At 68.6% G+C, this 17,541-nt stretch carries 18 protein-coding genes; 11 read left to right on the forward strand and 7 right to left on the reverse strand.

Annotated features, from left to right (window positions below):
- Positions 1–161 precede the first annotated feature (161 nt).
- From ACZ3HL_RS23350 to ACZ3HL_RS23360, 3 genes are all read left to right on the forward strand, one after another.
- Positions 162–3,068: an AfsR/SARP family transcriptional regulator gene (locus ACZ3HL_RS23350; RefSeq protein WP_465533610.1), complete on the forward strand. Its 2,907-nt coding sequence runs from the start codon at positions 162–164 to the stop codon at positions 3,066–3,068.
- Between the two features lie 81 nt (positions 3,069–3,149).
- Positions 3,150–3,272, forward strand: a complete 123-nt coding sequence (locus tag ACZ3HL_RS23355) for a hypothetical protein (RefSeq protein WP_340687764.1) — start codon at positions 3,150–3,152, stop codon at positions 3,270–3,272.
- Between the two features lie 53 nt (positions 3,273–3,325).
- A complete protein-coding gene (locus ACZ3HL_RS23360; RefSeq protein ID WP_465533612.1) occupies positions 3,326–4,405 on the forward strand; it encodes a SagB/ThcOx family dehydrogenase in 1,080 nt (359 codons plus the stop codon).
- A 539-nt stretch (positions 4,406–4,944) separates the two neighbouring features.
- On the opposite strand, the gene ACZ3HL_RS23365 is transcribed toward ACZ3HL_RS23360, so the two are convergent.
- A complete protein-coding gene (locus tag ACZ3HL_RS23365; RefSeq protein WP_465533614.1) occupies positions 4,945–6,180 on the reverse strand; it encodes an HNH endonuclease signature motif containing protein in 1,236 nt (411 codons plus the stop codon).
- Between the two features lie 306 nt (positions 6,181–6,486).
- Positions 6,487–7,182: a methyltransferase domain-containing protein gene (locus ACZ3HL_RS23370; RefSeq protein ID WP_465533616.1), complete on the reverse strand. Its 696-nt coding sequence runs from the start codon at positions 7,180–7,182 to the stop codon at positions 6,487–6,489.
- A gap of 28 nt (positions 7,183–7,210) precedes the next feature.
- Between ACZ3HL_RS23370 and ACZ3HL_RS23375 the strand changes: the two genes are divergently transcribed.
- A complete protein-coding gene (locus ACZ3HL_RS23375; RefSeq protein ID WP_465533619.1) occupies positions 7,211–7,591 on the forward strand; it encodes a helix-turn-helix domain-containing protein in 381 nt (126 codons plus the stop codon).
- 25 nt (positions 7,592–7,616) lie between these two features.
- On the opposite strand, the gene ACZ3HL_RS23380 is transcribed toward ACZ3HL_RS23375, so the two are convergent.
- The 3 genes from ACZ3HL_RS23380 to ACZ3HL_RS23390 are packed head-to-tail and all read right to left on the reverse strand — an operon-like array spanning position 7,617 to position 9,023.
- Positions 7,617–8,204, reverse strand: a complete 588-nt coding sequence (locus ACZ3HL_RS23380) for a DUF305 domain-containing protein (RefSeq protein WP_465533621.1) — start codon at positions 8,202–8,204, stop codon at positions 7,617–7,619.
- A gap of 47 nt (positions 8,205–8,251) precedes the next feature.
- Entirely contained in the window at positions 8,252–8,632 is a 381-nt protein-coding gene (locus ACZ3HL_RS23385; RefSeq protein ID WP_465533622.1) for a DUF6153 family protein, read from the reverse strand.
- A gap of 19 nt (positions 8,633–8,651) precedes the next feature.
- Positions 8,652–9,023 carry an ArsR/SmtB family transcription factor gene (locus ACZ3HL_RS23390; RefSeq protein WP_192741235.1) on the reverse strand — a complete coding sequence of 124 codons (372 nt, stop codon included), beginning with the start codon at positions 9,021–9,023 and terminating at the stop codon, positions 8,652–8,654.
- 76 nt (positions 9,024–9,099) lie between these two features.
- Here ACZ3HL_RS23390 and ACZ3HL_RS23395 point away from each other — a divergent pair, with 76 nt between their 5' ends.
- Both ACZ3HL_RS23395 and ACZ3HL_RS23400 read left to right on the forward strand, forming a co-directional pair.
- Positions 9,100–10,086 (forward strand): cation diffusion facilitator family transporter, encoded by a 987-nt coding sequence (locus ACZ3HL_RS23395; RefSeq protein ID WP_465533624.1) that lies wholly within the window; start codon positions 9,100–9,102, stop codon positions 10,084–10,086.
- A complete protein-coding gene (locus ACZ3HL_RS23400) occupies positions 10,083–11,129 on the forward strand; it encodes a winged helix DNA-binding domain-containing protein (protein WP_465533626.1) in 1,047 nt (348 codons plus the stop codon). The genes ACZ3HL_RS23395 and ACZ3HL_RS23400 overlap by 4 nt, the downstream gene beginning before the upstream one ends.
- Here the strand turns inward: ACZ3HL_RS23400 and ACZ3HL_RS23405 are convergent.
- Positions 11,122–12,279 carry an epoxide hydrolase family protein gene (locus ACZ3HL_RS23405; protein ID WP_465533628.1) on the reverse strand — a complete coding sequence of 386 codons (1,158 nt, stop codon included), beginning with the start codon at positions 12,277–12,279 and terminating at the stop codon, positions 11,122–11,124. The genes ACZ3HL_RS23400 and ACZ3HL_RS23405 overlap by 8 nt on opposite strands.
- A gap of 78 nt (positions 12,280–12,357) precedes the next feature.
- Between ACZ3HL_RS23405 and ACZ3HL_RS23410 the strand changes: the two genes are divergently transcribed.
- Positions 12,358–12,750: an NUDIX hydrolase gene (locus ACZ3HL_RS23410; RefSeq protein ID WP_465533630.1), complete on the forward strand. Its 393-nt coding sequence runs from the start codon at positions 12,358–12,360 to the stop codon at positions 12,748–12,750.
- On the opposite strand, the gene ACZ3HL_RS23415 is transcribed toward ACZ3HL_RS23410, so the two are convergent.
- Positions 12,728–13,966 carry an MFS transporter gene (locus ACZ3HL_RS23415; protein ID WP_465533632.1) on the reverse strand — a complete coding sequence of 413 codons (1,239 nt, stop codon included), beginning with the start codon at positions 13,964–13,966 and terminating at the stop codon, positions 12,728–12,730. The genes ACZ3HL_RS23410 and ACZ3HL_RS23415 overlap by 23 nt on opposite strands.
- An 81-nt stretch (positions 13,967–14,047) precedes the next feature.
- On the opposite strand from ACZ3HL_RS23415, the gene pdxR reads away from it, so the two are divergent.
- The 4 genes from pdxR (at position 14,048) to ACZ3HL_RS23435 (ending at position 17,523) form a co-directional block, all read left to right on the forward strand.
- A complete protein-coding gene (pdxR, locus tag ACZ3HL_RS23420; protein WP_465533634.1) occupies positions 14,048–15,475 on the forward strand; it encodes a MocR-like pyridoxine biosynthesis transcription factor PdxR in 1,428 nt (475 codons plus the stop codon).
- A gap of 146 nt (positions 15,476–15,621) precedes the next feature.
- A complete protein-coding gene (locus ACZ3HL_RS23425; protein WP_219150473.1) occupies positions 15,622–16,065 on the forward strand; it encodes a single-stranded DNA-binding protein in 444 nt (147 codons plus the stop codon).
- Between the two features lie 84 nt (positions 16,066–16,149).
- The gene (locus ACZ3HL_RS23430; protein WP_465533636.1) at positions 16,150–17,178 is read left to right on the forward strand and encodes a polyprenyl synthetase family protein; all 1,029 of its coding nucleotides are present in this window, start codon (positions 16,150–16,152) and stop codon (positions 17,176–17,178) included.
- A 36-nt stretch (positions 17,179–17,214) separates the two neighbouring features.
- A complete protein-coding gene (locus ACZ3HL_RS23435) occupies positions 17,215–17,523 on the forward strand; it encodes a cupin domain-containing protein (RefSeq protein WP_465418628.1) in 309 nt (102 codons plus the stop codon).
- Positions 17,524–17,541 lie beyond the last annotated feature (18 nt).

Here is a 17,541-nt window from a genome sequence, read left to right on the forward strand (position 1 = left end):
CAGGGCAGCCCCGAGCCCGCCCGTTAGGCCGAATGCCGTAAGGCGTCCCCCGCGCCGATGTGGCTGGAGGCCGAAGCGGTGGGCTAGGGTGCCGGTCAGCCGCCGAACGGACTGGAGGTAGTGCGTGAGCACGCTCACGGTCTCGGACGACATAGTCGCATATGACCGCTGATCGTTTACCCGATTCGGCGGGATCGCCCACCGGCAGCCCATCCCAGCTCAGCTTCTCCGTTCTCGGCCCGCTCGAAGCCGAGGTCGACGGTGCCCCCGTCCGGCTGGGCGGGCGCCGTGAACAGCGCCTCCTCGCCGCCCTGCTGGTCAACGCGGGCAGGCTGGTCCCGGTGTCGTACCTGATCGGCACGATGTGGCCGGAGAATCCGCCGAAGACCGCGGTCCGCCAGGTCAGCAACGCGATCGCACGGCTGCGGCACGACCTCGGCGTGGCCCGGTCCGCCGTGGTCACCACCGGCTCGGCGTACCGCGTCGTCATCAGCAGCGCCTCGCTCGACTCGGTCCGCTTCGAAGCGGACTACAACCAGGGCGCCGAACTCCTGTCCGCCGGGCTGATCTCCCAGGCCGCCGCCAAGCTGGCGGACGCGCTCTCGCTCTGGCGCGGCCCGGCCTTCGACGGTCTCGAAGGCGACGCCATCGAGCAGACCGCGCGGCGCCTCGACGAAGAACGCCTGGCCGCCAGCGAGCTCCTGATCGGTGCCAGGCTCCGGCTCGGCGAAACCGAAGCGGCGGCCCGCGAGGCCTTCGACCTCGCCGCCTGGCATCCCACGCGCGAGACCCTGCAGTGCCTCACCATGCTGGCGCTCTACCGGGCGGGCCGCGGCGCCGACGCGCTCCGGACGTTCGATCGGACCAGGGTCGCGCTCGCCGAGGAGCTCGGCGTCGATCCGAGCGCCGAACTGAGCGCGCTCCACCAGCAGATCCTGCGCGCCGACGCCGAGCTGATGACGGACGGCGCGCTCGTCCGCTACGGCGTCGGCGGGCTCCGGGCCGGGATGGACACCGGCGGACGGCGCGAGGACGCGGACGCGCAGAAGGCGCTGTTCCCCCGCCCCGCGCAGCTTCCCGCGGACCTCCCCGCGTTCGGCGGCCGTGCCGCGGAACTGCGGTCCGTCCTCGAAATCGGCCAGGCAGGCTCCTCGGCGGGGCCGAGGCTGATCGCGATCGACGGCATGCCCGGGGTCGGCAAGACCGCGCTGGCCGTCCACGCCGCACACCGGCTCGCGCCGCTGTTCCCCGACGGGCAGCTCTTCGTGAACCTCGAAGGGTTCTCGCCCGCAGGCGACCCGGTCGACCCGGGGACCGCGCTCGAGGCGCTGCTGCGGTCGCTCGGCATCCAGGGTTCGGACATCCCCACCGGGACCGAACAGCGCGCGGCGCTCTTCCGGAGCTGCCTCGCCGGCAAACGGGTGCTTCTGGTGCTGGACAACGCCATCGGGGCGGCGCAGGTGAACCCCTTGCTGCCCGGTTCGGCGAGTTGCTGCGTGCTGATCACCAGCCGCACCCGGCTCGTGGACCTCGACGGCGCCGAACTGCTCTCGCTGGAACCGTTCAGCCGGGCCGACGCCGTGGAACTGCTCGGCCGGATCGTCGGGCCTTCGCGGTTGAGGAGGGAATCCCCGGATGCGGCCGACCAGGTCGCGAGCCTGTGCGGTGATCTCCCGCTCGCGCTGGCCGTCACCGCGAGCAGGCTGCGCGCACGGGCGTCGTGGACGCTCGACTTCGTCGCCAGGCAGCTGCGCGACGAACGGAACCGGTTCGGCGAGCTCACCGCCGGGGAACGCGACGTCGCGGGCGCGTTCCGCGTGTCCTATCTGAACTTGACCGAGACCGAACGCCGCGTGTTCCGCCGGCTGAGCCATCATCCCGGCGCCGCCTTCGACCTCCACTCGACGGCGGCCCTGGCCGAAGTGAACCTCGGCGAGGCCCGCCGTCTAGCCGAACGCCTCGTCGACGTGAACCTCCTGCGCCAGCCGTCGATGGACCGGTACGAGATGCACGACCTGCTCCGCAGCTACGGTCGTGAACTCCTGCTCGCCGAGGAGCCCGAGCACCAGCGCGAGGCGATGATGCGGCGGCTGTTCGACTACTACCGCAGCACCGTGGCGGCCGCGATGGAGTTCATCGACCCGGATTCCGAAGACGAGCCGGGCGGCCTCGAGGTCCCGAAGAGCGAGTTCGGACAGTCCTTCGCGGACTACGACCAGGCCGCGCACTGGATGGACGCGCAATGGCAGAACGTGCTGCCGGTGGCCGTCGCGATGAACAACCACCAGCAGTACTCCGACCTCGTGCCCTTCTGTTCGGCGGTGTGGCGCTACTTCGACAACCGCGGCTACTACCGGCAGGCCAGGGAACTGGAGACCCTCGCCCTGTCCGCGGCGCGGGTCACCGGGAACGTGGTCCTCGAGTACCAGGCCCTGCACATGTACGCGCTGACGTTGTGGCGGCTCAACGAGTTCACCGAAGCGAACCGGCTGTTCAACGAGGTGTTCGAACTGGCCGCGACGACCGGTGACATCCGGATGCAGTGCCGGGCCAGGGGCAACTCGGGGGTCACCCACTGGCTCAAGGGCGAGTCGGACGAGGCGATCGAACACCTCGGCTGGGTCCGCGAGACCGCCCATGCCCACGGCAGCGTGCTCATCGAAGCCCGCGCCAGGCACCGGATCGGGCTGATCCACACCGAGAACAGGCGCTATCCCGAAGCCGCCGAGGAACTCGACCAGGCGCTGAGGCTGGCCCAGGAGAACGAATCACCCGATCTCGAGGCGGAATGCTTTCTCGCCCTCGGTATCAATTCGCGTGGACTCGGTGACGGCGCGCTCGCGGTCAGTCAGTTGACGACCGCTGTCGAAGTGCTCGAATCGACCGGTAATCGCAGCATGCTGCCCATCGCCCACAAGGAGATGGCGTTCGCCTTCGACATTCTCGGTGAGCGACCGAATGCGGACCGTCATCGCCGGTTCGCATTACGCCTCTACACCGATCTCGGCATTTCGGAGTCCCCCGAGGTTCGCGAACTCAAACAGCGCCTGAACGATTACTCGGCGTAATTGCCGATTCTGCTCCGGTACTCTGTTGGCGTAGGTATATTCGCTTGACCGGAGTAACCGCTCACGGAGAGGATCGGCGGCATGCACGACGAAGACGACGACGAGTTCTTGTACGAGCTCGAAGCCGAGTACAAGGCGCAGAGCACCTGGGGCGGGTTCGAGCCGCCGCCGCACGGCGGGCCTCCTTTCCGCTCGCGACACTGAATGACCGGAAGTATTCGGAAAGTATTACTGGGGACTGGGGCACAAGACATTCGATGCTGGTCAGGGTTTCCTCGTGCGGAACGCTTTATTGGTCCGATGGTGACGTCGTCTGGGACGATCACCTCGGCCATCGCCAGCTGAAACTCGCCGAAGGAACCGAGCGCGTCCTGCGCTGGTTCAGTTCTTGGCGGGAACCGGAATCGATCCGCACCGCGGACGAGAATCCCGAGATCGGGGAAAGGCTCGTCCGTATCGCGCGAGCGATGATCCGGTACGACGTGCTGGTGGTCAAAGGTTCTTCCCGGCAACAACGGGAAGAAGAGATCCTTCGGGATTGGGGCCCTTGGGGAACGTCCGCGCGGGCGTTTCACTTCGGCACGCGCTCCTTGCGGGAAACCGAGTTCACGACCAGCGAAATGACGGTGAAAACCTTACTGGAGAAGGCGAAGGTCAATCCTCCGCCTTCTCCGGTGAGGCCATCCGGTGGGCACGACGCGATAGCGCTGCCCGAACCGTCACCGGAACCCTTGAACGCGATCTCGCTGGGCGACGCGCTCGACCAGCGCAGGAGTGTCCGCGAGTTCGGCGAAGAACCCTTGCGGCTACGCGATTTGAGCGCACTCCTCACCGCGGCCCGGCCGACCAGGCCCGAAACGCATTCCGACATCCCCACCACCGGGAACGTCTTCAAGACGAGCCCGTCGGGCGGAGCCAGGCATCCGACAGAGGTGTACGTCTACGCGAGGAACGTCGAGGGCCTGGATCGGGGCGCCTACCATTACGACGGTTTCCGGCACCGCCTCACGCCACTCGACGGCAAGATCGACGACGACGAACTGACCGCGCTCGCCGGCGACCAGCAGTGGACCCGGAACGCCGGCGCGCTGCTGATCTACACCAGCGTCGTCGAGCGGAACCAATGGAAGTACCCGGTGAGCCGCACCTATCGGGTGCTGCTGATGGACGTCGGCCACCTGAGCCAGACCGTGTACCTGATGGCGACCGCGCTGGGACTGAACGTCACGTTCACCGCGGCGCTTCGCGACGAACTGGTGGAGGACCTCCTCGGTTGCGATCCGGCCAACGAGCTGGTGCTGGGCATGTCGGTGCTGGGCACTCGCCCAGTGCTGTAGCGCTTTGCCGTTTTTCGGCGATGGCGCTTGACGGGGCACTTGTCGCCGCCGCGAGGGTCTGTTCGCGGCCCAGCCTTTTTCGGCAACGCCTGGGCTGGACAGCGGTTTCTCTCCGAGTCGTGTCGCCCAGGACCGCATGCAGCGCCATGGCGCACCGGGTCCTGCTCATGCGCTCGGCTGTCGCCGAATTTTGGCAACCCGAGCATGTCGTGGCGGGATCTCCGAGGCCCGGCGAAGGGATCCCGTGGTCGTTTTTCGGCGATGCACTCCACCGAGGGCACTCTCGCCGCCGGCGCACCCCAGGGCCTGCCCGCCGCCCGACCATCCTTCGGACAACACCCGGGCCAGACAGCAGCTTCTCTCCGAGTCGTGCAGGACCGCATGCAGCGGGCCGTTGCCGTATTTCGACCACCCGAGCTGTGATGGCGGTATACCTGAGGCTCGGCGAACGAGATGCCTAGAACTTACGTAACGCCCCCGTCGCCGAATTCCGGCAACGAACCCACACCCGTGCACCGTGGTCGTTTTCCGGCGACGGTTCAGAACGGCGGTTCCTCGGCGCGGGGTTCGTGCAGGGGCGGCGGCATGCTGTCGTAGCTCTGCCCGGTGGGTGCGGTGATGGTCAGGGTGCCGTCGGAGGCGAGTTGGTAGGTCCAGCCGGGTTCGTCTTTCAACCGGTGGTCGCGGCGGCACAGATCGACCAGCTCGGTGTGGGCGGTGTGACCACCGTGCTGCCACGGCACCGCATGATCGAGATCGCAGGCCTGAGCCACCCGATGACAGCCGGGTCTTCGGCATTCCCGATCCCGCACCCGCACGAACTCACCCAACCCCGCCGTGGGCCGATACCGATCCCGCCCCAAATCCAGAACCTGCCCCGAGAGGGGGTCGGTGATGATCCGCCGCAACACCGTATCCGGCCCGGACGCGATCCGCCGGGCCAACGACGCCGGAACATACCCATGCCCCGCCAACTCCACCGGATCATCATTCACCCCCAAATACGTGTTCAAATCCATGTACAAGAACACCTCGGACCGCTCACCCTTCCCACCCTGACCACCCAGCAACAGGTCGAGGGCGACATCGGCGCGGAGCTGATCCAGAGTGCGGGTCTCCCCACCCGTTTTCAGGGCGCGGGCTTCGCGGTCGATCCGGGTGTAGGCGGCGGCCACCTTCTCCACCGGCCCGTCCTCGACCTCGATCGACGCGACCCCCGTCTCACCCTGCCGGATCGACAACCGCCGACCGGCGCGATGCCGCTCCACCCGACGAGCAGCACCATCACGATCAGCCATCATCGCCGCATGATGCGCCGCCTTCCGGACCTGATCCGAGTTCCGGCCCGGCAGACGGTCTTCCAGGACCGCGTCCACCGCACGCGCGTCATCATCGGACAACCACGCCGTCGCCGCAGCGACCTTCAACGCCCCATAACCACCCACCAGGCCACGATCCAGCAACCCCAAAGTGCACGGCAACCGAGTGGTCAACGCCTCCGCGGTGGACACCAGCCCGGCCGCGTGACCATCCACAACCGACAACGCGAACGCGACCTCCTGCACCACACTCGCCGCACCATCACGATGCCGGCTCAACTGCCCCAACGCCCGGAACCGAACCGCCTCCAACCGCGCGATCCCCTCCGACGCCGCCACCGCAACAGCCACAGCATCCTGATCCTCCAACACATCCAACCCGGCATTCACCTCAGCCAACAGACCAGCCGACGTGATTTCCTTCAGAAGCGCCACAAGGGCGTTACGTGTATCCACACACCGAAACTACAACCGACCACCGACAGTTTCGGACCCACGAGTTTTCCGTTGCAGCACAACGGTTCCGATAGCATGTTGCCCCGTCGCCGATTTCCGACAGCGGCCAGCGCACCACGGCAACGCTCGTGCACACTCACCCCATATAACCGGAAACCTCCGAAGCCTAGCGTATTTTCATTGCGCTACAACGATTCTGATGCCCCATCGCCGATTCCCGGCAACAACCAGCCCACGTCACGCCAGAACACCATAACGACTCCAGCCATCACCCAGCCCTGTCGCCGAATTCCGGCAACGACCACCTCACACCACTCCCGAAGCCAAGAACTGCGGCACAGCCACCTCACCGACCTGATCCGCCAGCCAGATCTCCCCCTCCGCCAAGGAAATCGCCCCGACCCGAACAGCCACGTCCACCAGCCCGCGCAGGAACGGCTCCCCACCGAGGAATCCGACCACTCCCTCGACCGAAACCTCACGAAACCCGCTCCCGGCGAGCAGCCGCCGGAACCCGCGCGCGATCCGCGGCGCGGTGATCACCGAAGCGCGCGCACGTACGATCTCCCGGGTCAGCGCCGGATAGGAGGAATCGATCACCAGCGCCTCCCAGTCGGGCCCCGACAACACGATCCGTCCTCCAGGGACCAGAACCCGGCGAGCCTCCGCGAGGGCGGCCTCGGGCTCCGCGAGTTCATGGAACACCTTGTCCGCCCGATAGCCCGCGAATTCACCTTCGACCGGCAACGCGTAAGCGTCCCCGACCAGGAAATCCCGATCGGGTGAACGCCGCCGCGCCTCATCCACCATCTCGGCCGCAAGGTCGACACCGACGGCGCGGAAACCCAGCGACGACAGCTCGGACACCGCCAGGCCGGCACCGCAGCCGACGTCGATCACGGCGGAACCGGGTTCGAGCCGGAGCAGTTCGTAGGTCCGGGCCCGCAGTTCGGCGGCTCCCGGCAGGGCATCGGCGGCGTCGAGCCGCTGCAACATGGACATACCGGGGATCGTCCGACTTAATGACGACATGAAGTCAAGCACCTTGAGCGTCGGCGAGGTCGCGGAGCGCTTCGGCCTGGCGACGCACGTCTTGCGCCATTGGGAATCCGTCGGCCTCCTCAAGCCGGCGCGAGCGGGCGACCGGAGGCGGTACGACGACAACGACCTCTACCGGATCGCGATCATCCTGCGTTCGAAGGAGGCGGGGCTGAGCCTCGACGCCATCCGTGAGATGTTCGGCAAACCCAGCGAGCGCGAAGCGATCCTCAAGCGCCACAAGGAAGAACTCGAGCAACGTATCGCGGTCGCGCAGGCGTCGCTCGCGATCGTCGACTGCGCGCTCGGGTGCGAGCACGACGACTTCACCGAGTGCGCGCACTTCCGGGAGGCGGTGGCGCGGGCCGGATGATGCCGGCCGGCGCCACCGTCCCGGCTCAGCCGAGCAGTGCGCGCATCTCGGTGATCTCGGCCTGCTGACCGTCGATCACCTTCTGTGCCAACGCCTTCACCTCGGCGTTGCTGCCCTGCTGCAAGGCGGTCTTCGCCATCTCGAGCGCGCCTTCGTGATGTTTGACCATCATCTCGAGCCACTGCTTGTCGAACGCGGCGCCCTTGGCCTTGCCGAGTTTCGCGAGATCGTCCTCGGTCATCATGCCGGACGCCGAGCCGTGTCCGGAATGGTCGCCCGACGGCGCCACTCCCCAGCCTTTCAGCAACCCGGTCAGCTGCTGGATCTCCGGATCCTGCGCCTTTTGGATCCGCGCGGCGAGGTCGACGATCTTCGCGTTCTCGGTGCGGCCGTCGACGAGTTTCGCCATCTCGAGCGCCTGTTCGTGGTGCGGGATCATCCCTTGCGCGAACGTGACGTCGGCCTGGTTGTGGCCGGCCTGCTGGGGGTCCGGCGCCTTCACCGTGGACATGGAGTGTCCGGTGGAGGCGGTGTCGGAGCTGGCACATCCGGTGAGCACGGCGAAGGAGGCCAGGGCGGCGAGCGCGGCCCCTGCCAGTTTCCTGCTGGTCATGGTTCTTCCTATGATCGGTTGCGGTCAGGACGGGACGAATCCGCCTGTCACACCCGCGACACGCAGAGAAGCGACAATCTTTCGGGCACCGGTCTCCAGCGCGGTGGATCACGGCCCGACGCCGATCCGCCACGCGGGCGCGACTTCCAGGTCGCCGCCGTCCGTCCATTCCGGACGAGCAGCCAGGAGACGATGAGGAGCACGGCCGCGGCGAGCACCGCGAGACACAGGTGCAGTCCACTGTGTCCACCATGGCCAACGTCGTCGTGCGAAGACGTGTCCGCGCAACAAGGATCCGCCATCGCGACGGCGGAGTGCCCCGCGTCGTGCCCGGATTCGGCGACGACGTGATGCATTCCGACCAGACCCAGCGCCACCACGCACAACAACAGCCACCGCAGGGCGGCCGGGTACGAGGACTGGGTCACGGCTCCACCGTAGCCGGATTCAGCGCGCCGCCGGACGGTGGGGTTTCCCCGCCGAATGCAGTGCCGGGATGTCGCGATCGATGTGGTCGGCGTGGAACAGCGCCTGCGCGAGCAGGCCGCGGACGTGGTCGTTGGCCGCCGAGTAGTAGACGAACGTCCCTTCGCGGCGTCCCTTGACCAGACCGGCGAGCCGCAGTTTCGCGAGATGCTGGCTGACCGCCGTCGGCGCCGCTCCCGCCAGTTCCGCGAGACAGGCGACCGAAGATTCGCCCTGGAGCAGCGCCCAGAGGACCTTGACCCGCGTCGGATCCGCGAGCAGCCGGAACGTCTCCGCGGCCAGGTGGACCTGCTCCTCGGTGGGCATCTCGAAATCCGGGACCGACTCGTGCATGCCAGGAGGGTAGCCGTTACCCTTCTACCTGCATACCTGCATGACTGCGCAGGTAGCATGACAGCAGAGGTGGAAGATGCCCGGGCATGGACACAGTCATGGCCACCAGTCCGCGAAGAGCCGTCTCCGGCACCTTCTGACCCCGCACAGCCACGACAGCGCCGACCGCGTCGACTCCGCGCTGGAGACCAGTAAACGCGGCGTCCGGACGCTGATCTGGTCGTTCGCCGCCCTGTTCGTCACCGCCGTCGCCCAGCTCGCGCTCGTGCTGGTCACCGGCTCGGTGGCCCTGCTCGGCGACACGATCCACAACTTCGCCGACGCGCTGACCGCGGTCCCGCTCGGCATCGCCTTCCTGCTCGGCCGCCGTGCCGCCACCCGCCGCTACACCTACGGGCTCGGCCGCGCCGAAGACCTGGCCGGGGTGCTCGTCGTCCTGCTCATCGCCGCCTCGGCCTTCCTCGCCGGATACGAATCCGTGCAGCGGCTGCTCGATCCACGCCCGGTCCAGCATCTGTGGGTGGTCGCGGCGGCCGGGGTCATCGGCTTCGCGGGCAACGAACTCGTGGCCAGGTACCGGATCACCGTCGGCCGCGAGATCGGGTCGGCCGCGCTGGTCGCCGACGGGCTGCACGCCCGCACGGACGGCTTCACGTCGCTCGCGGTCGTGCTCGGCGCGGCCGGGGTCGCGTTCGGCTTCCCGATGGCCGACCCGATCATCGGTCTCGCCATCACCGTCGCCATCCTCTTCGTGCTGCGCGACGCGGCCAAGGAGGTCTTCCGGCGCCTGATGGACGCCGTCGACCCGGCCGACGTCGATCGCGCCGAACGCGCGGCCGCGGAGGTCCCCGGCGTGCTCGGCACCCGTGACCTGCGGATGCGGTGGTTCGGGCACAGCATGCGCGCGGAACTGGCGGTGTCGGTCGAGGCCGGGCTGAGCGTCACCGAGGCGCATCAGCTGGCCCATCGTGTCGAGGCGCGGCTGCGCGAGGTCCTCCCCCGGCTCGCGGAAGCGGTCGTACACACCGAACCGGCGCACGCCCATGAGATCGTCAGCGGGTGACGCCGTCCGACAACGACATCCGTGCCGTCCGCGCCCGCGCGCAACTGCTGACCGCGCCTGCCGCGGACGTGCCCGCCGTGGTCGGCTCTATCGCCGCGGTCCAGGCGCAGTCGACGCCCGCCGCCCGCCTCGCGATCCGGGCCCGTAGCCGGGGTCTGACCGCTCCGGACGTCGACGCGTCCCGCGCCGTGACGCGCACCTGGCTGATGCGCAAGACACTCCATCTCGCGCAGACGGCGGATCTCCGCTGGCTGAACCGGCTGTTCGGCCCGCGCAACGTCCAGGCGGGGCAGGGACGACGCAGGCAGCTGGACCTCACCGACGAACTCTGCGAACGCGCGCTCGGGAAACTCCAGGATCTCTTGCCGGGCAAGGCACTCACCCGCCAGGAGATCCTGGACGGCCTGGCCGCCGAGGGCATCGCGCTCGACGCGAAGTCTCAGGCACCGCCCCATCTCCTGGCGTACGCGGCCAACCGCGGACTGCTGTGCCGGGGCCAGGACGTCGGCACGGAGCCGACGTACGTGCTCCTAGACGAATGGGTCACCGAGAGCCGCACGCCGGACGAACCGCATACCGAACTCGCGCACCGATACCTGACCGCGTATGGCGTCGCGACCGCCGAGGACTTCAGCGCCTGGTCCGGGCTCCCGATCGGCCTTTGCCGCAAGGCTTTCACCGCACTGGACCCCGTCCCCGTCGGCAACGGCTTCGCCCTCTCGGAGACCGAGCTGTCCGCTCCCCCGTGTCCCCCGCGCCTGCTCGGCGCCTTCGACACGTACCTGCTGGGTTTCCGTGACCGCGATCTGCTCCTCGATCCGGCCGAGGCGAAACGCGTCAACTCCGGCGGCGGGATGATCTCGCCGACCGTGCTGATCGACGGACGGATCGCCGGAACGTGGCACACCAAGCGGACCGCGAAGCTGACGAAGGTCGTCGTGGAGCCCTTCGCCACGCTTCCGCGGTCCGCCATCGCCGGGCTGGAGTCCGAAGTGGACGATTACGGCCGTTTCCTCGGGGAACCGGCCGCCCTCGTCAGTTGAGGGACCGGAAGAACTCCCGCACGTCCGCGACCAGGATCTCGGGCTCCTCCAGCGCCGCGAAATGCCCGCCGCGATCGACGTCGGTCCACCGCACGATCGTGTGGGCGTCCTCCGAATACCGCCGGATCCCGACGTCGTGCGCGAAGATCAGCGCCGCCGTCGGCACGCCTGAGTTCTTCTCGACGGCTCCCCAGGTTTCCGCCTGCGCGTAGCCGACATACGCGGACGAAGCAGCCGTGCCGGTGAGCCAGGTGAACATCACGTTGGTCAGCAACCGGTCCTTGCCGATGATCTCTTCGGGCAACGTCGGGCGCGGATGCGTCCACTCACGGAACTTGTCCATGATCCAGGCCAGCTGCGCGACCGGCGAGTCCACGAGCCCGTACCCGAGGGTCTGCGGCCGCGTCGACTGGATCGCGATGTAGCCGAACTCCTCCTGCATGAAGGCCTCGATCCGCTTGAGGCGATCGCGTTCGACGTCGGTGAGCGAGGCGAGTTCCTCCTCCGGCATCGACATCGGCGGCATCGGGGTCAGCCCGCCGTTGACGTGCACGCCGATCACCTTGTCCGGCGCGAACCTGGCCACCTCCGGCGACACGGAAGCGCCGAGGTCGCCGCCCTGCACGCCGTAGCGTTCGTAGCCGAGGCGGCGCATGAGCTCCGCCCATGCCCGGCCGATCCGCGGCATGGTCCAGCCGGAATCCGAGACAGGGCCGGAAAAACCGAAGCCGGGCAGCGACGGGATCACGAGGTGGAACGCGTCCGCCGGGTCGCCGCCGTACGCTTTCGGATCCGTGAGCGGACCGATGACGTCGAGGAACTCCACCACCGAACCCGGCCAGCCGTGCGTGAGGATCAGCGGCGTCGCGCCCGCTTCGGGCGAGCGGACGTGCAGGAAGTGGATCCGCTGGCCGTCGATGACCGTGGTGAACTGCGGATGGCGGTTGATCTCGCGTTCGGCGGCACGCCAGTCGTAGCCGTCGCGCCAGTATTCGGCGAGTCCGCGCAGCCACGCCACCGGCACCCCGGTGTCCCAGCCGTCGCCGGGGAGCGGAGCGGGCCAGCGTGCGCTGTCCAGTTTCGCGTGCAGCTCGTCCAGCTGCTCCTGCGGGATGTCGAGGCGGAAGGGGCGGATCTCGGTGTTTTCCATGAAGCCCACGTTACGAGGCATCGCGGACAGGTTCGGTCCTCAATTCGACGAGCATTCAGGGTACGGAAGGATGCGCTCGTGACGGACAAGTACTTGGCCTACGGCAGGCTCATCCGCGACGGGAAGATCCTGTTCATCCGGCGGCGGCCGGGGTCCTTCCTCGGCGGCCGCTGGGAACTGCCGGGCGGCACCGTCGAGCCGGGCGAGCGCCCCGACGAGACCGTGGTCCGCGAGTTCGCCGAGGAGACCGGGCTGACCGTCCGCGTGACCGGCGGACTCGGCACCCACAGCTGGGACGACGTCGCGGGCAGGCCGATGCGGATCCACGCCACGGTGTACGCGCTCTCCGAGGAGACCGCGAGCGAAGTCGTGCTCGATCCCGGGGAGCACGACGCCTTCGGCTGGCACACCCGCGAAGAAGCCGTGGGCCTCGATCTCGCCGATCACTTCAGGCGGGCACTCGAAGGCTGACGGTCTGCTCGGCGTGAGTGCCGGCGCCGCCGTCCTCCGGATCGAACCGCTGTGACCTCCGTTCCGCCCAGCGGACGACCGGGCCGGTGAGCATGCCCGCCACCAGGAACAACCCACCCAGCACCACCCAGCCCGCCGCGCCGCCGACGAGGATCAGCCCGGTCAGCAACACCGGGCCGAGCATGCGGGCGATGGCCGCCCCGGCACCGAAAAGCCCTTGGTACTGGCCCTGTTTACCCTCGGGAGCGAGACCGAAGCCGATCTCCCACGAGCCCGCGGCCTGCGCCATCTCCCCCACCACCTGCAGCGCGGCCCCCAGAAGCAGGACCAGCGCCGCCGCCCACGCGGATTCGCCCATCGCGGAAAACGAGAAGACCAGGCACGAGAAGAAGAGCAGCAGTCCCGCGTACCGGGCGTAGCGGGAGGCGCTGCGCAGGCCGGTCACGCCGCGCGCCACGCGTACCTGGAAGAGCACCACGCTCGCCGTGTTGAGCACGAGCATCGCCGAGACCAGCCAGCTGGGGGCCGCGGTCCTGGTCGAGATCCACAGCGGCAGAACCAGGCTGAACAGCGGCATGTAGAGCAACATGACCATGTTGAGCAGCGCCAGCAACGCGTACGGGCGGTCACGGAGAACGGCCACGGACGGTTCGCCCTCCCGTGCCGGTACCGGAGCCACCGAAGGAACCTTGCGGAGCACGACAGCCGCGGCGACGAAGGCCAGCGCATCGAGGACGAAGACGGTCAGAAAGGCCTCCCGCGTCCCGAGTGCCAGCGCGATACCGCCGAGCGCCGCGCCGATCGCGATCCCCGCGTTGGAAAGTGCCTGCAACCGGGCGCGGAACGTCGTGCGCTCGGCGGGGTCGACCAGGCCGGCGAGCAGCGCCTGCCTCGCCGCGCCTAGACCGCATTGAAAGCAGGCGTAGACGCAGGCCGCGATCACGAACGTGAAGACGGAGCCGACGAAGAGGAACGCCGTCACCGAGGCGGCCGTGCCCAGCGCCAGGAGGACTGCCGTGCCCTTGGGCCCGCGACGGTCCGCCACCTGCCCGAGCGCGACCCCGGCCACCGAGCCGACCGCCCAGCCGGCGGTGAGGCCGAGCCCCACCTGCGCCGGCGAAAGCCCCACGACGAGCGTGAAGTACAGGGCCGAGCTGACGTAGTAGGCGCCGTCGCCGACGGAGCTGATCAGCTGAGCCGAGGTCAGTCGCTTCATGGGCTCAAGCTAAGTGCCGGATTGGCCACATCCCAGCGCCAATATCCGACATTCTCGTTGGGCCAATATAGGCTCGGGCCCGTGCCGTTCCACATCAGCCTCGACGGGCACACCGACTTGGCCGCGCGAATCTACCGCCAGCTCCGCGACGGCATCCTCGACGGGCGCCTGCGCGCCGGGGAGCGCCTGCCGCCGACCAGGGAACTCGCCCGCGAACTCGACGTTTCGCGCAACACCGTCGCGGTCGCCTACGAACGGCTCACCGCGGAAGGATTCCTCAGTGGCCACGTCGGACGCGGCACGTTCGTCAGCGCGGATCCCGTGACACGGGCGGGACGCGCCGCTCCCGCGGGCGCCGGAGTGCGGCCGGTCGCCCGCTGGCGTTCCCTTCCGGCCCTGCCCGGCGAAGACCGGTCGGCCCCCGCGTTCGACTTCCGCGTCGGTGTCCCGGATCCGTCCTTGTTCCCGCTGCGGACCTGGCGACGCCTGGTCAGCCAGGCCTTGCGGCCGTCGCTCCTCCCACCGTCGGGGTATGGCGACCCGGCCGGGCTGGAAGCATTGCGGGTGGCGATCGCCCGGCACATCGGCGCCGCCCGATCCGTGCGGGCCGGCGGCGAGGACCTGGTGGTCACCCAGGGAGCGCAGCAGGCTCTCGACCTGATCGGCCGGGTCCTGATCGAACCCGGCACGCGGGTCGCGGTCGAAGACCCAGGCTATCCCCCGGCCGAGCGGCTCTTCGCCGCCCACGGCGCCCGGATCACGAAGGTGCCCGTGGACGCCGAAGGTCTCGACGTCGGCGCGCTCGCCAAGGGCACCCGACTGATCTATACGACGCCGTCGCACCAGTTCCCGCTCGGTACGCCGATGTCACTCGCCAGGAGGACGGCGTTGCTGGCGTGGGCCGAGCGGAACGACGCGGTGATCGTCGAGGACGACTACGACAGCGAGTACCGGTTCTCGGACCGGCCGCTCGAACCGCTCCAAAGCCTGGACCGCGACGGGCGGGTGCTGTACGTCGGCTCGTTCTCGAAGACGCTGCTTCCTTTGTTGCGCCTGGGTTTTCTCGTCGCGCCCGCTTCGCTGCGCCCGGCGCTGAGGCAGGCGAAGCAGCTCACGGACTGGCACGGTGATCTCGTCACGCACGCGGCGTTGGCGAGCTTCATCGACGAGGGTCTGCTCGCCCGGCACGTGCGCAAGGCGACCCGGGAGTATTCGCTGCGACGTGAGCGGATCCTGGCGTTCGTCCGCGACGAGCTGCACGATCTGCTCGAAGTCGTTCCTTCGAGTGCCGGGCTCCACCTGTGCGCGGTATGGAATCCACATGCGACGGTCACTGTGGACAGTGTGGTTGCGGAAGCGTCCCGGGCCGGGGTGGCCGTCGAAAGCCTGGCCCGCTACGGGGGAACGCGCGGCGGGCTGGTGATCGGCTACGGCTTGGTCGGTTCGGACCGCGTCGACGAGGCGCTCGCGCGGCTCGGGTCGGCCGCTCGCAGGGGCACGAAAGGGTAGTTCAGGGTACTTTTCGCCTTGAACCACCCTTTCGTGACCTCCGGCCGCCGCGGGACGCCGGAAACTGTCGTACCCCGGTGGTCTCCTCTTCACAGGCGACAGCGGGCCCGGCCGGGTCCGCACGCGGAAACGAGGAGGAAAGTCCCATGGCCGGAGAAACGGTGCTCACGGTGATCGGCAACCTGACGACCGACCCGGAGCTGAAGTTCACCCCGTCCGGAGCGGCGGTCGCGAACTTCACGGTCGCGTCGACACCCCGCGTCCTGGACCGCGCGAGCGGGGAATGGCGCGACGGAGACCCGCTGTTCCTGCGCTGCGCCCTGTGGAAGCAGGCCGCGGAGAACCTGGCCGAATCCCTCACCAGAGGGACGAGGGTCATCGTGCAGGGCAGGCTGAAACAGCGATCGTTCGAAACCAAGGAAGGCGAGAAACGCACGGTGGTGGAGCTCGACGTCGACGAGATCGGCCCGTCGTTGCGGTATGCCACGGCGAAGGTGAACAAAGCGGGCCGGAGTTCGGGCGGTACGCCGTCGGACGGGGCCTGGGAGCGAACGCCGGTGCCTGCCGGAAACCCGGAGCCGCCCTTCTGACCGGGCGGTTTCCCTCTCGGGAGGGAGCGATCTCCCTCCCTGGCGCCATGCGGTCGCGAGCCTCCGGCTCGGATGCTGGAGGTCGTGAACACGACCACGATAGTCACGGAACTCGGCCTGGACCCGGCCGTCGAGCGGCATGCGGAGTTCGCCGCCGAACTCCGCGCCGGGCTCGCCCGGGTCGAAGAGAGACTTCAGGAGGTGTTGCGCAGTCCCGGCCATCCGGAACTCACCGAAGCCGCCACTCATCTCGTCCGCGCGGGCGGGAAGAGGCTCCGTCCCTTGATGGCGCTGGCCGCGGCGGCGTTCAGCGACGGGCGAGGCGACGCGATCTCGGCGGCCGCCCTCGTCGAACTCGTTCACGTCGCCACGCTGTATCACGACGACGTCATGGACGAGGCGCCGATACGGCACGGGGTCACCAGTGCGAACTCCTTGTGGGGCAACAAGAAGGCCGTCCTGATCGGAGACTACGTGCTCGCCTGCGCGGCACAGGTCGGCGCCGGGCTCGGCGACTACGCGTTGCGGTCGCAGGCGAAGACGTTCGGCAGGCTCGTGCGCGGCCAGTTCCTCGAGACGACTGGACCGTTCGAGGACTGTGGCCGTCACGCGCCGTACGAGCATCACATCCAGGTGATGGCCGACAAATCCGCGTCGCTGATCGCGATGGCGGGCAGGCTCGGCGCACAGGTGTCGGGTGCGGATGAGCGGACCATCGAAACGTTGGGCCAGTACGGCGAACTGATCGGGGTGGCGTTCCAGATCTCCGACGACGTCCTCGACATCTCCGCGTCCACCACCGACCTCGGCAAGTCCGCGGGCACCGATCTCCGTGAAGGCATCGTCACCCTGCCGATGCTCCACGCGCTCGACGACGAGGGGCCAGGCGCCGCCCGGCTGCGCGAGATCATCGGCCACGGACCGGTTTCCGACGCGGTGGTCCGGCAGGAGGCGCTCGGGCTCCTGCGCGAATCCGCCGGTGTCGGGCGGGCGCTCGCCGAAGCCCACGGATACGCCGCCAAGGCGAGGGACCTCGCGCTCAGCCTCCCCGACCGGCCCGCCAGGGCGCTGCTCGTCGGCCTTTCGACGTTCGTGGTCGACCGCGGCGAGTAGGCCCACCGCGCCCGTGACCAGGGTTAGAGTGGCGGGATGACCACCGAAACCCTGGGAAATGTCGAAGGCCGCGACATCGGCTCCGGAGTCTCGATCATCCGCGAGCGGACCGATGTCGACGGTTCCGGTCCGAGGCTGCACCAGCACCCGTACCGCGAGACGTTCGTCGTCGTCCGCGGCCGGGCCAGGTTCACCATCGGGGACACCGAACGCGAAGGAGGGGCGGGTGACGTCCTGGTCGTGCCCGCGGAGACCCCGCACAAGTTCGCCGTGATCGGGCCGGAGGTCTACGAGGCCGTCCACATCCACGAAAGCGACCATTTCATCACCGAGTGGCTCGAGTAATTCTGTCGGGCGCAAGAA

The sequence above is a fragment of the Amycolatopsis sp. NPDC000009 genome (genome assembly GCF_055563465.1).